Source organism: Microbacterium sp. (assembly GCF_052102115.1).
In the GTDB taxonomy this organism is placed as follows: Bacteria; Actinomycetota; Actinomycetes; order Actinomycetales; family Microbacteriaceae; genus Microbacterium.
The window spans coordinates 1-15,946 of record NZ_JBQDVP010000055.1; the positions used below are offsets into that span (position 1 = coordinate 1).

A 15,946-nucleotide genomic window follows, 5' to 3' on the forward strand; every position below is an offset into this window, starting at 1 on the left:
TATTGGCAAGGACATATCGATGGGCCCGATTCGATCAACCTCTCCGGTCAGTACATCTAGCGGGTATACCCAATGCGACAGATGTGTCGCAAAAATGCCGAAACGGACCCTATCGGCAACCGTGAGCTACCGGACCGTAACTGTCGCGCTGGGGTGCCACTGTTTGATACCGGCTCGACGAAGCCGCGAGCGAGCAGGCTCTCGATCACTCGCACGGCAGCGGCAGAGAACCTGGGTCGGTTCAGCCCGGGCGCTGGTTGACCTCAATGTGCGCGACCTCGTCGTGGTGGTAGCTGTTGACCCTGCCCTGTGGGCAGGGTGTCCGATACGAGCATGAACAAAGAAGCGCGTCAGGTACCGTTTTCGCCGGTCAAATGCTCAGCTGTGGGGTGGCCCGAACTGGTCGTCGGGATCCTCGGCTTCTACGCGGTCGGGTGGGCCATCTATGCACTGTTTGGCGTGCTCGCCACGGACCCGGTGCTCATGGGTGCTTTGCAGTCGTGGCTGGCTGGGCTTGCCACACTCGGTGCATTCGGGCTCGCCCTCTTCTTACGAGTCCGCAGATTGGCACCCTTCGGCTTTAATCGAACCACACCCAAATGGCTGTTGCTGGGCGCATTGGGTGGCGCAGCTGTGTTCCTCTTGAGGGGTATCTTGCTCCCGCCGCTGGTCGAGCTGTTCGGCCTTGCGACCGACACCCAGTCAGATCTCGCAGGGGGAGCACAGGGCGGGATCCTAGCGCTGGTAGCGACGGGAATCGGCATAGCTATCGTCGGCCCTCTTGGTGAGGAGATGCTGTTTCGTGGCGTTATCCAAACGGCACTCGTCCGGTACGGTGCGGTGATTTCTACGCTGGCCAGCGCCGCCGTGTTCGCGCTGATTCACGGCAGCGTCAGTATCCTGACGCCGATCGCTTTCGTCGTGGGAGTCCTGACCGCGGAGCTGTACCGGCGTAGCGGTTCGTTGTGGCCAGCGATCGTTGCTCATGTCGTGCACAACGCCCCTACAGTCTTTCTGTACGCACTGCTCTAAGTGAGGGGTCTACGGGTCGGCAGGATGGACGGTTGTCGGCGCGCACAGCACGCTCACGCGCTCAAGCACGTCCAGTTGAGCACGGTTGTAGACCTCCGCTAAGGCGGAACCTAAGACCTCTTTCGCGGTCCCGGAGTCCTGTGTGATACGCGGCACGGGCAGGACCCCAGCCGTGGTTGAAGTACTCGCTGAGGAGTACACCGCAGCGAGGTCTTCCGCCAGCTGCCGTTTCGTGGACTCATCTGCGTCTGTCGAGAGAGAATCGAAGGCCAGCTCCGAAGGCGTTTTTGTATGATCGCGAAGCGATGTCGCGACCTCGACCATCGTCTCGTCATCGAACAGGCGCGAATACACCAGGAGCAGGGCTCGGTCAGCGTCATTCACTGACGCCGACAGTCCCAGCATGCCAGCTGGCAGATCGACCGGGGGCCTGCCACGTCTCGGCGCGTTCAGAAGGCCGGCGAGCTCCTCGCGGACAGCGCTCCAGCGGTTAATGCGCTCTTCGAGCTCGGCATCGAGGGCCTTCAGTGCTTCCCACCCAGCATCGTCACTTCCCGCGATGCGGTGGAGGGACTGAGCAGAGAGTCCCAGCTCCTTCAATCTGAGTACGCGCAGGAGCGTGACGAGATGTGCGACCTGGTACTGCTTGTAACCATTCGACGCACGAGCGGGCTCGGGAAGAACACCGATGTGATGGTAATAGCGGATCGTCTTGACCGTAGTCCCCGCGATACCCGCCAGTTCGCTCGTACTCCAGCTCATCGCCGGTCCCCAGGTGCAGAATGGGACGTTGGCGCGAACCGTAGGTCCCGCCAGGTGAAGCCGCCGGACTCTGGGAGCGCGTTGCGGATCTGCTCCTCGGCACCCTTGAAGGCACGGGCCAGGGCATCGACATCGTCGACCGAGACGCCCGTGCGGCGCGAGGTCACGATCACCTGATCCGCGTCGTACCGCTGGGCCAGGTGACGGCCCACGAACCCGGTGCCCCCGGTGATGGCGATGCTCATATCGTCAGTATGGCGACACGAGCGAGCGACATGCCAATAATCGGTATGCGCCTTTGGGGTATACCCGTTAGACGGCAGTGCTGCACGTCTTCACTGCCACGCAATGCTGCTGGTTCCGCACTAGTGCCGCCGGCTGATACATGGTTGACAGGTTGACAGTGAGCCAAGCGGGTGAGATTGTAGGAGCAGTTGACATGGTTGACGTGGTTGCTGAATCAAACGAATAAACGAAATAAACGAGTAAACGAAAAATAAACTAGGACCAGTCATGAATATGAGCGCATCGCCGACGCGCGATGAAATGCGCGATGACATCGCCGACGAAGTCCGCCGCCGGCTTAACGAAGTCTCCGACTCTGATATTGCCGAAGTGGACGACGCCGGGAAGCTTGCTTCAAGCATGATGGCGCTGGTTCCGAGGGCTACAACCTTCGGGGAGCTCATCGGGCCTGTCTATTCCACTAAGGCGCTCAGTGCTATGTGGGGTGGAATGAGCCGGGCCGGTGTGAGCAAAAGGGTTTCGGAGGGCAAGCTACTCGCGCTGAAGGTTGAGCGCGAGAATTTGTTCCCTCTCTTCCAGTTCCAGGGAACCGAGATACGAGAGGATGTGATTGCCCTTGTGCGCATCCTCCGTCCGGAAGCTGACCCATTCACTATTGCGCAGTGGCTAGTTGCACCTCTTGAGGACTGCGGTGGTCGCAGCGCGATCGAGCTACTTGACGCAGGGGATCGCGCCTCGGCAGACAAGGCGGCCAAGAAGGCTGCTCGCCGGTGGGCAATGTGACATCATCGGGCTATGGACCGACGATCCGTTACTCAGCAGGTTCCGGCAACGGGGCTTGACCTCTCTGGCTTCCCTGCCAGGCCAGTCCGGCAGGGAAGCCAGTGGAGGAAAGCGCATAAGCGCGAGAACTCCCCCTGGTTTTATGATTCGACACCGGAAGGGCGATTCAATCTCTCTGATCCGGTGGGAACTTGCTACCTGGCGAATACTCCCGAGACAGCAGCGCGTGAGGTCACCGGCCCCGAATTTCTGAATCAGGGGTTCGTAAATGCTGAGTTCGCGAAGGCCCGAGTGGTTTCCACGTTGGAGATCCCCTCAGTGCCTAATCTTGCGAAGATCACGGAACCGAAAGTCTTTATCTTCGGAATCTCCAACGAATTGTGCACGATGTCTGACTATTCGGTCACGCGAGCTTGGGCTGCAGCATTTCATACAGCCGGTTTCGGAGGCATTTGGTACCACTCTCGCTATTCAACAGCGGCTAAGAGTAGATCGATAGGAATCTTCGGGGCGGCTGGTGAGCACGACGGTGACTTAGGCACGCAGCAGACACTCACAGAGGTTCTTACCGATATGCGAGTCCCTGTCGTTGAGGTTAATCGACTCAGTGACTACCGGGTGTTCGACGAACCACGCTAGCCTCAGTCGAGCAGTTTCTACGGTCTTGGTGAAATAAGGCCGGCAGACTGCCAGCACCGGGGGGACGAATCTACTTGAGTCGACGCCGCCGCTGCCGGTTGCGTTCGCAGTTGGCACGGAACTGGGCGAGACAGGCCTGCTTGGCTGACTGTCCCTCGGGTGTGGCCATCTCGGCTTGGTTTCGCTGTCGTTCTTCGTCTCGCGCCCGCTGCTCGGCCTGGCGCTGGATCTCAGCGGCGGCTGCTCGGCGGATACGTGTCTGAGTGGGGGACTCGACGACAACGCCGTTGTCTCGCCACTGGTTTAGTCGCCAGCTCACCCAGTGCCCGAGTCGCGCTGCCGGAATCCCATCGGCCCCGGAGAACGGCACCCACTGCCCAGCGACGAACTGTCCTTGCTTCCACCCATTCGGACGTGTGTCCAGTGCGGTCATGAGATCTCGGAGGGTCCAGCCGGCGGCAAAGAAATCCTTGGCCAGGAACGCTAGGTGCCTGTCTGAGAGCTTGTTCAGGGCTGGAACGAGACGTGCCCACTCGCGGCCGGCGAGGGTCCTCTCGTCTTTGCTGCTTGGCGTTACGTGACCTGGCCAGGCTGGTAGCGTCCGATCTTCCGGAACTGCGTACAGGCGGCCGTCGGCCGCTTTGGTTGGTGAGGGCCGCGAAGCGGCTCCTGTAGGAGCTTCTTCGGCTCTCGCGCGTGCAGGGAATTCCTTATAGCCACTTACGGTGGGAGGGGTCTCATTTATATCCACAACGTTCTCGTCGACGGGTTGTGTGAGTGCGTAGACGGGGGCGTCGTTGATGAAGGCGTCGTCGCCGGTCCAGCCGGCGGCTTGTTTGGCTGCGGCGCTGCGGCCGGCGGCGACGCGGCCGATCCAGCCGGCTTCGTGGAGGGCGAGCAGGTGTCTGGCGACGGTGGCGCGGGACATGCCTGTGCGTTCGGAGATCGTCGACCAGGTGAGTGTGTTCGTCGTCAGGGTCTTCCAGTCGGCGTTGAAGCCGAGGATGCGAGCGAGCCGGCGGCGGTTCTCGCGGCCATCGGAGCGCATATCGAGATCGTTAATCCACTCGTCGACGGCACGTAACCATGTTGCCTGTGAGGTCGCAAGCGTGGCCTGCATGTGCAGGAGTGCCCGGCCACGATGAAGCGCAGAGGTCTCCTGGGTGCGTGAAGGCCGGCGGACCCGCATTGTGGGGTTCGTGCGCCAGGCGGTATCGATCGTGGGGGAGAGGGCCGCGGTGCCCTCTGTGGTGTGTGTGGCAGGATACGCGCGTGTTGTAGTAGCGCTGATTTTGCGTGTGCGGTATCCTGAACTCAGCTCTTCCAAAGCAGAGTCCTTTCGGATTCATCGGAGTGGCAGCGTCAACTGCGCTCCTTATTGGCTTTAGGCCCCTCGTGCGTCAACACGGGGGGCATCAGTCATTTATGGGGTCGGGTCCGGTATCAACGGCTCCTGTCCATCGTCGGTATCTGGGGTGGGTTCAGGCGCGCATTCGGGCATTCCGAAATCCCTGGCGATCAGGTACTCGGTGTACTCAGCGCGAGACAGGCCGGCTGCCTGTGCTCGAGCATCTAGAACTGACGCCACACGTATGTGCGGGCGGAAGCTGATCGCATTCCCTCGCTCATACCTGGGGGTTCGTCCCGGTCCGGCCTTCACCATAACGCCCACATTACATGAATATGTTTGCGCTAAACGGATTGGTCATCGGCGTGTTTTCCCTTGTTGACCGCCGCGCAGTCATGCGAATGCTCAATCTGCCAGCCCAACTTCAGCCGCACCCCTGTCCCGCGTCCCTGCCGAAGGGGGCAACGCGGCCGTCGTTCCTTAACCTGCCGCCTGGTCAATCGGGGGTCATAATCACGCATAAACGAGTACCGATCAACTGCTGCCGTAAGGGTTCAGTAGCAGCTTATGCGTGGTCTGAACAGGAGTTTCACCGCTTATGCGCGTTCGCAGAAGACCTCGAACCAAGTCAGATATATCCAGTAGCCGGATGCCATAATCCACGCGTAAGCGGTCACCATGGCGACCGCCAAGTGAGGTCACAGCTTATGCGTGGATGGTCGGGTTATCAGGTGTAGATGTCGGAGCGGTGGCCGAGCTCGATGACGAGGACAACGAGGTTCCCGTCCTGTATGTCGCACACAGCCCGGTAGTCTCCGATCCGATACCTCCACAGTCCCGCCAGCGGGCCGGTGAGGCCCTTCCCTCGACTCCTAGGCTCTCCGGTACGGACGACGGCAGTTAGGGCGTCTCGGAGTTTTCTCGCGACTTGAGGATCGGCCTTTTTTAACCATTTCGCGACGCTCGGCTCGTACGCCAGTTGCCAATATTCCGTCACGAAACGTCGTCAAGAGCGCCGGCCGGCACGGAGGCGTCTTCGAGGCCGAGCATGCGATCGACGTCAGCGGCAGGGATGGCCTGGACGCTGCCTGAGCGGACTGCTGCGGCGCGTTCGAGGACTCGGTGTTCGAACTCGAGGCGAGAGAGGTCCCGTTCGAGGACTTCGCGGATCACATCACCCTGACTACGACGGGTCGCGGCGGCGAGCTGGGAGACTCGCTCACGCAGCTCGACAGGTAGACGCACGGCAAGAGGTGCTCCCAAAACAGTCATGTAAACATTGTAAACGTTCCACGGTCAGAGGCAACAGGGCAGGGTCATAATCACGCATACATGGGTACCGGTCGTCTGGTTCGGTTACAGCTTATGCGTGCCCCGACCAGCGGTTTCAGTGCCGCGGCGTGTTCAAAGTAGGTCGATACCAAGTCAGATAGTTCCGGTAGCCGGTGTCATAATCCACGCATAAACGGTCACCGTGGCGATCGCCATGGTGACCGTTTCAGCACGCGTTGAGCACTTTGCTCAACGCCGACTTATTACTTTCGGGCAACCCCCGAGATAGTTCCTCGTGTCGGGAAGTAGATTGTCTGGTTCTTCTTCGACCAGGGGTGCCACTTACTTCCGTACTTCAACCGGCCCTGCTTGTTGCCGGTGGAATACCCGCCGCTGCTCTTCCACTTGCCGCTCAACGAGCCTGTTCCGGTGAAACCGTAGTAGCTTTTCCCAAGCATGCAGAGGTCGTTGCCGTTGCATCCGGGAGAGGTAGCCTTCAACTTTTACGCATCCAGAACGAGCGGGGCGTATTGAGCGGCCAGCACTTCACCTGTCTCGAGATCCTGCACGACTTCGGTTGGCTTGCCAGAGTTCACGATTGCCTCGATTTCGGCGGGGTCCTCTGTGGCCTTCGGAAGTATGTCCTTAGGGTCCGCTTCCGCTCCCTCGACGATCTGATCAAGCTTCGACGACTCCGGCGCCTCTGCACTGACGGTTTCTTTCAGCGGTGAAACATCAGAGGCCGTCGATGCGCTGGCCGGTCCACTGACGAGAACTGCCGGGGCTACAAGGGCCATCAAACCCAGGCCAATGGTTAACTTCTTCATCTGATTCCTTCCAAAGGGAACAGTCGGTCCTTTGAGGCTATGCCTTGCGTCAGCAGGACACATCCCACGAACAGATGAAATCTCGGGAGTATTGAGAAATACTCTTGAGCGCGCAACGTCTCGAGGAGGATGTAGGCTTCGGCTCTCAACCGGTCTGATAGTCCTGGACGAGAGAGCGGATGCACCCGCAGGCCTCGTCGGCGGCGTGGTGGTGGCCGATACACCGATCATCGAGACACCCACATGCGTCACCGGCCCAGTCGGGGACGCCGTTCTGCCAGTAGACGGCCCACTCCCGCTCGCTAATACCCCGCGCCTCGAGAAACCCGCGTGCATCCTCGTTCAGCCTCATGCTCGACACCTTCTCACTCCCCACTGACACCACACGCAGGCCACCACGAAGCAGCCGAGCACCAGCAGTCACACCAGCCATCGAACTCAGCCCCACGGACACCCCGCCAACCATCACACCTCTTGCATTAATTCCGGAGACACAATCAACGGCCATCATCTGCAGCTTCTTCCGGAGCAATCAGATCAGCAATCGAGTGCAGTCCTGACCGAATTTTTCCGGTGTTCGTGCGGTAGGTGAGGCGCTTACCGGCCCTCTGCCCGGCTGGCTCATCAGTGATCAGCCAGCCCTCATCAACAAGCTGCGCCAGGTGGCGAGTCACCGTCCTCGACTGCAGTTCGAGCTCCTCAATGATGAACCCCGACTGCACACCCTCCGGGTACTGGGCGACGACGGCCAGGATCGCTAGACGTACTTGGTTCATCCCCAACATCTCGGCGACCTCCGTGATCGCGGGGGGCAAGTTCGCTGGATTCGCATAAATAGGCACCTCTCCATTCTGTGGCATTGCCAAGTCTCAACTTAGACCTTTATTGTCTATGTCAGGACGCTAAACGTCTAAGTTACACCACTGGCAACCACAAGGAGAACGCGATGCACCAGCACAACCCGCACCTGACAGACACCACCGAGACCCCCGAATACGACGCCTGGTTCGCCGATGAACTCATGGCAGCACGCGATCGCATGAAGTCCAGCGCAGCCAGAACACTCCACTTGGCGAGCTGGCACGCGATCGTCGACGACGTCGTCTCAGAATCGATCGTCTCCGCCTGGAGGAGCCGCTACACGTTCGACCCAGAGAAGGGAAAGATCGTGCAGTGGGTGACCAGGATCGCCCGCAACAGAGCCATTGACTGGGCGCAGAAGAACAACCGCGAACTCACGTCCTCATTCGAGGACCACGACGGTGAGCACCTCGACCGGGTAGCTCTGAGGAACGCCACGACGACACCGGCTGATGCCTATGACCATCTCGAGAAGCTCGATTGCCTCAGCGACTGGGTGAAGCCGGTCCTGCACCTGATCGAGCAGGTGATGCCGCCGAAGAAGTTCCACCTGGCGGTGCTTTATCACCTCTACGATTCGGCCGACACCACGGTCCAAGAGGCTGCAGTCGACTTCGGTGTGAGTGGGCAGGCGTTGCGGGAGTACGTGCGGATCTTCAACCGCCACTGCGCGGTCATCAACCTTGCCGATGCCTGCGACCTCACCGACTGGACCAACACCACCGAAGCCTGGCCGGTGCTGCTGGGTTGCCTGCCTGAGCCCGAGCAGGGCGGTCTGCTGCCGGTCGGTGATGTGTCGCGGATCCTCGATCGGGCAGGCGGGGACTGGAACAGCCTCGACGGGACAAAGGCCGCGCTGCTGCTTGACGACACACCTTTGAACACCGGTCGGCAGTACTGGAAGGGGACGCAGAAGATGCTCGACGTGGCCGCCGGCCGGCTCCCACAACGCGCCGCCGGCGTCCACGTCGAAGGCCTCGACTACCGTCCCGCAGCCTGACCTCACGCAGCTTGACCATCACGAAGGAGAACGATCATGCATACGACACCACTGGTACGACGACTAGCCCTCACCGCGGCTGTCATCACCGCCCTGACCCTGACCGGGTGCGAACCTCAACGCGTCGACGAAGAACCCGAAGGGTCGACGGAGACGAATGATCCCTCGGTCGTCGACGAGCGCGGCGACGGGCAGGGCCTTCACGAGGAACCCATCGTTCTCGAAGACGGCCGCACCATCACCTGCATCGTCTACGACGGGAACAACGGGCAGGGCGGGGTCTCGTGTGACTGGATCGGGGAGGTCGACCAATGAGAGCCGGGGGCTTCATCGCGGTCGTCGTGCTGGCGGTCCTCATGACTCTCGGCACGCTGGGCGAGGTTTCACATTCGGGTCCGTGGTTCCTGCACTGGTTGGACGTGCGGTGGTGGTGGCACTGGATCGCCGTCGTCTACTCGTGGGGATCTTCGATCGTTGACATCGACGTTGATTTCCACGGTCCCGATGGACTGAACGGGGAATGATGATGCGAAAAAACAGTGACAAGATCCCGAGCCTGAAAATCGACGTGGCCAAGACAGAAGAGTCGCGGCCTCGCGGCCGCCGACCCGGTGTGTTTGGTCGGTGGCGGGCACTACGCGATCGGCAGCGTGCACGGGTAGCGAAGTGGTGGGCCCACTACTTAGAGCATGCGGTTCCAGCCAACGAGGATGACGTACCCGAGGGTTGGCCGCGCATCTTCGCCGGCATGCTGGGTCGGTGGCTTCTGGCAGGCTGCACGATCCTCACGGCTGGCGTGTGGGTGGTGTTGCTGTTCCTGCTGTGGAACAGGTAACCAACCAAGCGCACACCAGTCTGGCTGGCCAGTAGCGATCGCTACTGGCCAGCCAGGCGTTTATTGACTCCCTGTTTCCACGTCGACCAGGCCCGAAGGATCTCACGATCGGCCGCAGAGAGTTGAGCAGTGTTGCCCTTAGTCGCGGCCGCGAGACGACCAGCAAGGGTGTCCCAAGCATCGATGATCGGACGCAATCGCTCGCGATCCTTCGACATGTCGTTGACTCTCAACGCTGCCTGGTTGTAGTCCTTCACGAGAGCCTCGTATTGGTCGCGGAGATCGACATACATATCTCGCCACGCCTCATCATTGCGGCGATACTTTTTGTTCTCAATTTCAACCGTGCGGACCTTCGACTGCGTCAGGTGCAGACCCCGATTCTTCTCCGTGAGCTGGCTCCGAATCTCGTCGCGCTGGCGGATCAGCTCCTGCCGATCGGCACCCAGTTCGAGATCATCAATCCGCTGCTTCAAACGCCTCACTTCTCGTTTACGCCAGTCAAGATCACGAGCATGATCAATACCGGTCGACCGGATTGACGCAGCTTCACGCTCGGCCGCCTCGCACCGTAACCGTTGCTCGTGCTCACGGTCCCGAGCCTCCTGAGCGTGACGGCGTTGCCGGGCAACCTCGGCCCGCAAAGCAGCAAGCTCTCCTGCCTCGTTTTGGCTCTTCTTCCGGACCCGGTAGGCGGCCTGCTTGCAGGCGTCGGAACAGAACTTCCGGACACCATTCCGGGGACCGGAGATATCACCTTGGCAATGGTCGCACCGTCGCTTCATACCACCTATCGTAACGCGGAACCGTTACGGGTATGCACCTTGGTGCCAGATGTGTGGGGATGAATGTTGCCTTTGATGTTGAGCGCTTCCTGAGCGCGTGCATTAAAGGTTCGTTCCATGAGGGTGAGGGGCCTGTAGCTGGGTGTTTCTGCTGGTTGTTGAGGTGGCGATTTCGGAGGTACTGTGCGGGGATTTTTGTGGATCGAATCGGACTTATCAGGAGTGGCGTTTTTCTCGCCGGGCCACGCCCTCCGACTCCCCCGGCTGCCGGCCGGTAGCCGAAAAAGGAGTGGAGAAATTTCAACCAGATGGCCCCGGAAAGCCGTCGTCAGGAATCCAATCGAGAGCCCGTTGTGATGCTGGCAGAACAGTCGCACCCCGGAGGATGCCCCTGCTGTGTGCCAGGCTCGACTCAGACACCAACACGGCCACCGTCCCACCAACGGCTCGTGTTGGCGCACATGAATCTGGAAGAAGCACCCACACCGAATATCAGGAGCAGCAATGAACCGATTCCCCGCCCACATGTCCCTCGCATTCGTGATTGTCTTCATCGCCACGATCATCGCGATCGGACCAGCCGACCGCATCGACCCCATCCTCGACCTAGCCAAAATCATCACCCACACCACGAGCTGAAACCCTGGCCACGACAAGCCAGGGTCCGGGAGTCGGATGCATCAAAGCAACCACCCGCATCCGAACCAAGCCACCCAGTAACGGGCATCACCTCGAACGCATTCTCGAATACCGGGCAGTCAGTAGAGTTCACAAGCGGCAGCGCCCATAGGGCGATCGTTACCGCCCGAACGGCCAGGTGCACCACGATCAGGCCGTCGGCGCGACGCTAGAACCGTATTGTCGGCGCAAGCGCCCGCCGCGAACCCTCTCCCATTCGCGAATATGCGCAGGGCTCCCCCTGACGCCGAAAGTGGACGCGAGGGGTGTTTTAGCTAGTGTGACAATCCCGCGCACAGTAGTAGCAGCCATTCGCTGGACGGTAGCCGCGGCGATTAGCCGCAAGTACCGCGCCCGTGCATGATGAAAAGTATCCAAGTTCCACGCGATTGGCAGGGTCCGGTAAGCACCCAAGCGTTGAGCTCTCGTCATGCACTTCGTAGTCCCCATTGGACTGCGAATTCTTGTTAACAACGTATGATGACATCGCTTCTCCCGTCCTTGAGCAACGCTGCTCGGCCTTCGACGCACGACAGTGTGCATGCAATTTTGACCCTAGCACCACGGCCACAATCCGGCGGCCGAACTTCTCCTATCCGCATCAAAGCTCTCTGAGCGAGACCCTGCGGGGGGGGCGACCACCAGTCGCAACCCATCATCTAGCTATCTTGCAAGCATGATAGCTAGATATCGCAGTTGCCGACGATGCTCCTCACGAACGCGTTAAACGATTGAGTGGTCGGATCGAACACCGCGTCCCCCGAATCCCTTGGTCGCGCTATACATCTGACCGGAGGTGTTGGGGCGACGTTCACGCTTACACTGCTTGCCCCTACGGCCTCAAAGGATTATCATATGGATTAGCGGGTGCCGTTCGGCGGCTGGAGATGCGAAATCTCGGCTCGCACAAAAACAGTGGAGACCTGGGTTCGACTCCCAGCTCTGGCTTAGCCAGATGTAGCTCAATGGGTACAGAGCCCCCGTGTTTTTCTTATAGTCGCCCTCACGCGATCAATGAGTAGATCCGACGGCAGCATCAAGTTCTGCTTCAGACAGCTTCAGCTCTTCGTAGTGAAAGCGCGCAAACCCCTTTAAACCCCTCTTCCACTGGCGGCGGTTTTTTGGGTGTTGTTTTGCATTGACCGTATAGTCCTCGACAACATGATGCAACCAAGTGTCCCGGCTCAGCTTCTGGCCGAGTAGGCTATTAATCCGCCGTGCGGCTTCTTTTGTCACGGCAAAGGAAGCGATGAGATGGCCTAGCTTGAAGCGTAATTTGCCATTTGAAAACATCGCCCCTACCGGAGCCATGGTCAGCTGTTCCCAGCGAGCAAGCTGGTCGGCGTCTAGAGCATCGACAGCGTCTTTAACCTCGCTTGTGACAAAACCAGCGTGATGAATCTGAGCGTTCCTGGCGGTGCGGAGAACGTGAAACAGAGAGATGACATCTAGCGGTTCGTCTTCACCTGCAGCCTCGTAGAGTGTCTGGTGCATCCGTCCGGCGTTCAAGTGATAACGCCCCGAAGGGATTGAATAGCCTGCGGCATCCAGCATTCCAATCGCATCTTTAACGAATGCTTCATAGACTGCGAGAGCGTACGGAATCGAGACCGCGGCGAGATGAGCATCGGCGTCGATCAGGAGTTCAGAGGCTCTGTCAGGAAGGAGATTGAAACGGTCAATATCCTCCACTGCAGGAAAAAGTCCAGGAAGCTGATGGGGGGATCCGGCGTGAAGCTGCAGGTTGTGTGCCGACAACCTTGATCCTGCCAGCAAAGCAATCATTGCATTATTTGCCTCAACACGAGCGCTGACGTATTCCCGGTACCTTGAAAACTTGATCTCGGCCATACCTAGTATTTCACCACATACCGCAATGACCAGCCGCTCTACAAATAGAGCGATCTCCAGATACCCCTCTCACGGAACGACGCCAGAAGCATCCACTCATCTAGATATCTTGACATGAAGATAGCTAGATTGTTTGATATCTTAATCTTCGGCCGTGTACCCATCCACGAATGCCTCAAGGACCGCCTGCACGGTCGTACCCTCATCGAGCGCGCGGCGCTTGAACGCAGTACGCTTGCTCTCGCTGATTCGGAAGACGACCTGCACCACCCTCTCGTCACCGCTCGCCCTCGTTGTCGGCCTGATAGAGAGCGCCTCGGCCTTTGGCTCGGGCTGCGCTTTGCGACCGCCTTTAAGCTTGTTGAGATCCGCCATGCTCTCATGCCTCCTGGGTGATGTGGTTCTGGACTGCAATGATCTCGTCGAGCAGGTGCTCGAACCCGAACAACTCATCGATGGGTTTGCCGTAACTTCGCTGGATGGCCGCTCGGCGCGGGATACGGGTATCGAAGGCCGCCATGTCGCTCGATTGAATTGAGCGCCACGTCTCCCACGACTCCTTCTCAGCCCTGCTGTAGGAGTTCAGCAGCAGCAGCGCCGGCACATCGGCCGGCATGCCGTTCATCGTCTCCACGGCGCGGTCAACATCGGCCCCGCCGGGGCCGGTGGGGATGATGACGAGATCCGCGCGGCTGATCGCCGCGTTGATCGTCGTCGGATCTCCGGGCGCGGTGTCGACGACGGTCCACGCCTCCCCCGTTGCCGGCTGAGAGACCTTTCTGGGGTGGATTCCGATGACCGGAAAGCTCAGCGGCGTCCCCTCAGCCTCGGCGTAGTCGCTCCACGCGATAGCCGACCCCTGCGGGTCCGCGTCCCAGACCTCGACAGCGCGGCCACTGCGGCGGATGGCTTCGGCCAGATACAGCGCCGTGGTGGTCTTGCCGACGCCGCCTTTGGTGTTGGTGATGACGATCCTCACGCCTACCTCCTTGATATCTTGCTATAAACATAGCATATATCTTGCTATCAAGGTATATGCTGAGCGAGAGCGCCTGACGAAGCAGGAACGCGCTCAGAACTGGCTCTACGACGACCCGGACCAGTAAAGCCTTAAAACGTGTCCGTTCCGTGACGCAGCAGGAGCTGGATCGCAGAACACCTGGCTTTACCATCGTCCTAGTGGATCTTCTCGATCCTCTCATCGAACACGATCATCGACGCTCGTCGAGATTAGACAGGATCTCTAACGATGAACCGCTTCATATCGTCCAAACCGTGGGTTGCGTACGTGCTAATTCTCTTGGCTTTCTCACTTGGCGCCGTTCTGACTGCGGTGATTGCAGACAGCACGGAACGGCAATCATCCGCTAGGGCGTGTCTCGTAAATGAAATCGAGTAACTCTGGAATCCTTGATTCGTGACACGATTCGAGCTTCTCACTGACGAGGAATGGGACATCATCGCCGACTTCCTCCCCGGCCCCACCGGTAAAAAGGGCCGCCCGTTCGCTGACGCCAGAACAATGATCGAGGGCATTATCTACCGGTACCGCACCGGCATCGCCTGGCGCGATCTGCCCGAGACATTCGGCCCCTGGCAGACCGTGTGGCGCTGGCATGCACGTATGGCCCGGGAAGGCACGTGGGACCTGATCCAGAACCGTCTCCATGTCCATGCAGAACAGGCCGGCCTCATCGACTGGAATGTTTCGATCGACTCGACAATCGCTCGCGCCCACCAGCACGCCACCAACATCACCCGGCTAAAAAAGGGACTCATCGAATTACAAGAATCTGCTCACCGAGCCGCTTGACCACGCCGTGGGCCGATCCCGGGGTGGCCTGTCAACGAAGACGCATCAACTCGTCGATGGGCAGGGGTTGCCCGTCGTGACGATCTGCACGGCTGGGCAAGATGGCGATTCGCCGATGTTCATTCCCCTGATGGAACGGGTGAAGATCGGACGACGAACCCGCCCCGATGCGGCACTCGGCGACAAAGCGTATTCATCGAGGGCAATCCGTTCCTATCTGCGCAAGCGTCGCGTGGAAGCGGTCATTCCTGAACCTCGGGATCAGCAAGGACACCGGAAGCGTCGCGGGTCGAAGGGTGGGCGCCGTCCGAAGTTCGATGCTGAGAAATATCGCGGACGCAACGTCGTTGAGCGTGGCTATAGTCGTTTGAAGCAATGGCGCGGGTTAGCCACTCGGTACGACAAGCTCGCGACTATCTATCGCGCCGCGGTTGTCCTCAATGGCGTCATCGCGTGGTTAAAGCATTTGCGAGACACGCCCTAGTGCGCCAAAGATAGTCACCAGCCGAGCCTGCGGGCCCCTAGAGCGAAGTTTGTAATAGCTTCTCCTAGGGGCCCGTTCCCCATTCATCATCTCGGGCATGGATAAGCCAGGGCGTGCGAGTGTCAGAACTTTCCGGACCAGATCACATCATCGGCACTCAGCCAGGCACCAGTGAACCGACACCGACGATCACTGAACTCAACGAAGATGACAACGCCGGGATCGAGGCGCAGCGCGTACCCATGGTGCCACCGACCGCTCTAAATATAATCTAAATAACTTTTCGATAACACATGCAGTTTCTGTTGCTCGCCGAGATACGATCAGCCCATGAAGCAAACTACATTGCCATTTCGACTGGCATCCCTGACAGCCTCAACAGTCCTCCTCTCATCCCTCGCAATCACCCCAGCAATTGCTGCAGACGATGACGACCTCACGAAAGCAATCACCGACGCAGCCCCTGAAGTCGCGAAGGACATAGAAACAAACAACGGCACAGCACTCACCCGCGAGGGCGAGGAGATCACAGCGGAGATCCCCGCCGAAAGTGAGCCTGTGGACGGGCTGTCTCCTGCATCGTTCTCACTGACCTATGTGCCTACCAGCGATCTCAAGAAAGTCGTGCAAGAAAAAGGTTCCACGGACTTCGCCACTTACGAAGATGGGGTCGCGGTGACAGCCATCGACCACCAAGATGACTCCCAGCAGTTCGTTTCTGTGCTCGATT

The 15,946-nt window shown here is 59.4% G+C and carries 21 protein-coding genes; 9 read left to right on the forward strand and 12 right to left on the reverse strand.

Annotation, left to right across the window (positions count from 1 at the left end; genetic code table 11):
• Positions 1–333: 333 nt before the first annotated feature.
• On the forward strand, positions 334–1,032 hold the full coding sequence (locus ACTICP_RS13660; protein WP_114384735.1) for a CPBP family intramembrane glutamic endopeptidase: 699 nt from the start codon (positions 334–336) through the stop codon (positions 1,030–1,032).
• A gap of 9 nt (positions 1,033–1,041) precedes the next feature.
• Here the strand turns inward: ACTICP_RS13660 and ACTICP_RS13665 are convergent, their stop codons facing one another.
• The gene (locus ACTICP_RS13665) at positions 1,042–1,794 is read right to left on the reverse strand and encodes a MerR family transcriptional regulator (RefSeq protein ID WP_441893250.1); all 753 of its coding nucleotides are present in this window, start codon (positions 1,792–1,794) and stop codon (positions 1,042–1,044) included.
• Positions 1,791–2,039, reverse strand: coding sequence for an NAD-dependent epimerase/dehydratase family protein (locus ACTICP_RS13670; protein ID WP_180957413.1), 249 nt, complete (start codon positions 2,037–2,039; stop codon positions 1,791–1,793). The genes ACTICP_RS13665 and ACTICP_RS13670 overlap by 4 nt, the downstream gene beginning before the upstream one ends.
• Positions 2,040–2,307: 268 nt before the next feature.
• Between ACTICP_RS13670 and ACTICP_RS13675 the strand changes: the two genes are divergently transcribed.
• Both ACTICP_RS13675 and ACTICP_RS13680 read left to right on the forward strand, forming a co-directional pair.
• Positions 2,308–2,823 (forward strand): hypothetical protein, encoded by a 516-nt coding sequence (locus ACTICP_RS13675; RefSeq protein WP_441893252.1) that lies wholly within the window; start codon positions 2,308–2,310, stop codon positions 2,821–2,823.
• A 12-nt stretch (positions 2,824–2,835) separates the two neighbouring features.
• Positions 2,836–3,462: an RES family NAD+ phosphorylase gene (locus ACTICP_RS13680; RefSeq protein ID WP_441893254.1), complete on the forward strand. Its 627-nt coding sequence runs from the start codon at positions 2,836–2,838 to the stop codon at positions 3,460–3,462.
• A gap of 70 nt (positions 3,463–3,532) precedes the next feature.
• On the opposite strand, the gene ACTICP_RS13685 is transcribed toward ACTICP_RS13680, so the two are convergent.
• The 6 genes from ACTICP_RS13685 to ACTICP_RS13710 all read right to left on the reverse strand — a co-directional run bounded on the left by ACTICP_RS13685 (position 3,533) and on the right by ACTICP_RS13710 (position 7,751).
• Positions 3,533–4,582, reverse strand: coding sequence for a helix-turn-helix domain-containing protein (locus ACTICP_RS13685; protein ID WP_441893256.1), 1,050 nt, complete (start codon positions 4,580–4,582; stop codon positions 3,533–3,535).
• A gap of 955 nt (positions 4,583–5,537) precedes the next feature.
• Positions 5,538–5,807, reverse strand: coding sequence for a type II toxin-antitoxin system RelE family toxin (locus tag ACTICP_RS13690; RefSeq protein ID WP_441893258.1), 270 nt, complete (start codon positions 5,805–5,807; stop codon positions 5,538–5,540).
• Positions 5,804–6,082, reverse strand: coding sequence for a type II toxin-antitoxin system RelB family antitoxin (gene relB / locus ACTICP_RS13695; RefSeq protein ID WP_441893260.1), 279 nt, complete (start codon positions 6,080–6,082; stop codon positions 5,804–5,806). Before relB ends, ACTICP_RS13690 begins: the two co-directional genes overlap by 4 nt.
• A gap of 503 nt (positions 6,083–6,585) precedes the next feature.
• A complete protein-coding gene (locus ACTICP_RS13700) occupies positions 6,586–6,909 on the reverse strand; it encodes a hypothetical protein (protein ID WP_441893262.1) in 324 nt (107 codons plus the stop codon).
• A 145-nt stretch (positions 6,910–7,054) separates the two neighbouring features.
• The gene (locus ACTICP_RS13705) at positions 7,055–7,261 is read right to left on the reverse strand and encodes a hypothetical protein (RefSeq protein ID WP_441893264.1); all 207 of its coding nucleotides are present in this window, start codon (positions 7,259–7,261) and stop codon (positions 7,055–7,057) included.
• Between the two features lie 145 nt (positions 7,262–7,406).
• On the reverse strand, positions 7,407–7,751 hold the full coding sequence (locus ACTICP_RS13710) for a hypothetical protein (protein ID WP_441893266.1): 345 nt from the start codon (positions 7,749–7,751) through the stop codon (positions 7,407–7,409).
• Positions 7,752–7,855: 104 nt separating this feature from the next.
• On the opposite strand from ACTICP_RS13710, the gene ACTICP_RS13715 reads away from it, so the two are divergent.
• From ACTICP_RS13715 to ACTICP_RS13725, 3 genes are read left to right on the forward strand one after another with little or no spacing between them, the layout of a single operon-like run.
• Entirely contained in the window at positions 7,856–8,770 is a 915-nt protein-coding gene (locus tag ACTICP_RS13715; protein WP_441893268.1) for an RNA polymerase sigma factor, read from the forward strand.
• Between the two features lie 36 nt (positions 8,771–8,806).
• Entirely contained in the window at positions 8,807–9,085 is a 279-nt protein-coding gene (locus ACTICP_RS13720) for a hypothetical protein (RefSeq protein WP_441893270.1), read from the forward strand.
• Entirely contained in the window at positions 9,082–9,294 is a 213-nt protein-coding gene (locus ACTICP_RS13725) for a hypothetical protein (RefSeq protein WP_441893272.1), read from the forward strand. Before ACTICP_RS13720 ends, ACTICP_RS13725 begins: the two co-directional genes overlap by 4 nt.
• Positions 9,295–9,646: 352 nt before the next feature.
• Here the strand turns inward: ACTICP_RS13725 and ACTICP_RS13730 are convergent, their stop codons facing one another.
• Positions 9,647–10,390, reverse strand: a complete 744-nt coding sequence (locus ACTICP_RS13730) for a hypothetical protein (RefSeq protein ID WP_441893274.1) — start codon at positions 10,388–10,390, stop codon at positions 9,647–9,649.
• 504 nt (positions 10,391–10,894) lie between these two features.
• On the opposite strand from ACTICP_RS13730, the gene ACTICP_RS13735 reads away from it, so the two are divergent.
• Positions 10,895–11,029, forward strand: a complete 135-nt coding sequence (locus ACTICP_RS13735; RefSeq protein WP_441893276.1) for a hypothetical protein — start codon at positions 10,895–10,897, stop codon at positions 11,027–11,029.
• A gap of 1,050 nt (positions 11,030–12,079) precedes the next feature.
• On the opposite strand, the gene ACTICP_RS13740 is transcribed toward ACTICP_RS13735, so the two are convergent.
• The 3 genes from ACTICP_RS13740 to ACTICP_RS13750 all read right to left on the reverse strand — a co-directional run bounded on the left by ACTICP_RS13740 (position 12,080) and on the right by ACTICP_RS13750 (position 13,898).
• Positions 12,080–12,919 carry a hypothetical protein gene (locus ACTICP_RS13740; RefSeq protein WP_441893278.1) on the reverse strand — a complete coding sequence of 280 codons (840 nt, stop codon included), beginning with the start codon at positions 12,917–12,919 and terminating at the stop codon, positions 12,080–12,082.
• 141 nt (positions 12,920–13,060) lie between these two features.
• The gene (locus ACTICP_RS13745; RefSeq protein ID WP_441893280.1) at positions 13,061–13,294 is read right to left on the reverse strand and encodes a hypothetical protein; all 234 of its coding nucleotides are present in this window, start codon (positions 13,292–13,294) and stop codon (positions 13,061–13,063) included.
• Positions 13,295–13,298: 4 nt separating this feature from the next.
• Positions 13,299–13,898, reverse strand: a complete 600-nt coding sequence (locus ACTICP_RS13750; protein WP_441893282.1) for a nucleotide-binding protein — start codon at positions 13,896–13,898, stop codon at positions 13,299–13,301.
• 438 nt (positions 13,899–14,336) lie between these two features.
• Here ACTICP_RS13750 and ACTICP_RS13755 point away from each other — a divergent pair.
• A protein-coding gene (locus ACTICP_RS13755; RefSeq protein WP_441893284.1) for an IS5 family transposase occupies positions 14,337–15,216 on the forward strand; the annotation gives its coding sequence in 2 pieces (ribosomal slippage) (positions 14,337–14,693 and positions 14,695–15,216; 879 coding nt in all).
• Between the two features lie 330 nt (positions 15,217–15,546).
• The coding region (locus tag ACTICP_RS13760) for a hypothetical protein (protein ID WP_441893286.1) at positions 15,547–15,946 on the forward strand (400 nt) is incomplete at its 3' end.

Bases quoted from the DNA above. Each gene is read 5' to 3' on its own strand.
- ACTICP_RS13660 (WP_114384735.1), top strand. From the start codon at position 334: ATGAACAAAGAAGCGCGTCAGGTACCGTTTTCGCCGGTCAAATGCTCA.
- ACTICP_RS13665 (WP_441893250.1), bottom strand. From the start codon at position 1,794: ATGAGCTGGAGTACGAGCGAACTGGCGGGTATCGCGGGGACTACGGTC.
- ACTICP_RS13670 (WP_180957413.1), bottom strand. From the start codon at position 2,039: ATGAGCATCGCCATCACCGGGGGCACCGGGTTCGTGGGCCGTCACCTG.
- ACTICP_RS13675 (WP_441893252.1), top strand. From the start codon at position 2,308: ATGAATATGAGCGCATCGCCGACGCGCGATGAAATGCGCGATGACATC.
- ACTICP_RS13680 (WP_441893254.1), top strand. From the start codon at position 2,836: ATGGACCGACGATCCGTTACTCAGCAGGTTCCGGCAACGGGGCTTGAC.
- ACTICP_RS13685 (WP_441893256.1), bottom strand. From the start codon at position 4,582: ATGCAGGCCACGCTTGCGACCTCACAGGCAACATGGTTACGTGCCGTC.
- relB (WP_441893260.1), bottom strand. From the start codon at position 6,082: ATGACTGTTTTGGGAGCACCTCTTGCCGTGCGTCTACCTGTCGAGCTG.
- ACTICP_RS13700 (WP_441893262.1), bottom strand. From the start codon at position 6,909: ATGAAGAAGTTAACCATTGGCCTGGGTTTGATGGCCCTTGTAGCCCCG.
- ACTICP_RS13705 (WP_441893264.1), bottom strand. From the start codon at position 7,261: ATGAGGCTGAACGAGGATGCACGCGGGTTTCTCGAGGCGCGGGGTATT.
- ACTICP_RS13715 (WP_441893268.1), top strand. From the start codon at position 7,856: ATGCACCAGCACAACCCGCACCTGACAGACACCACCGAGACCCCCGAA.
- ACTICP_RS13720 (WP_441893270.1), top strand. From the start codon at position 8,807: ATGCATACGACACCACTGGTACGACGACTAGCCCTCACCGCGGCTGTC.
- ACTICP_RS13725 (WP_441893272.1), top strand. From the start codon at position 9,082: ATGAGAGCCGGGGGCTTCATCGCGGTCGTCGTGCTGGCGGTCCTCATG.
- ACTICP_RS13730 (WP_441893274.1), bottom strand. From the start codon at position 10,390: ATGAAGCGACGGTGCGACCATTGCCAAGGTGATATCTCCGGTCCCCGG.
- ACTICP_RS13735 (WP_441893276.1), top strand. From the start codon at position 10,895: ATGAACCGATTCCCCGCCCACATGTCCCTCGCATTCGTGATTGTCTTC.
- ACTICP_RS13740 (WP_441893278.1), bottom strand. From the start codon at position 12,919: ATGGCCGAGATCAAGTTTTCAAGGTACCGGGAATACGTCAGCGCTCGT.
- ACTICP_RS13745 (WP_441893280.1), bottom strand. From the start codon at position 13,294: ATGGCGGATCTCAACAAGCTTAAAGGCGGTCGCAAAGCGCAGCCCGAG.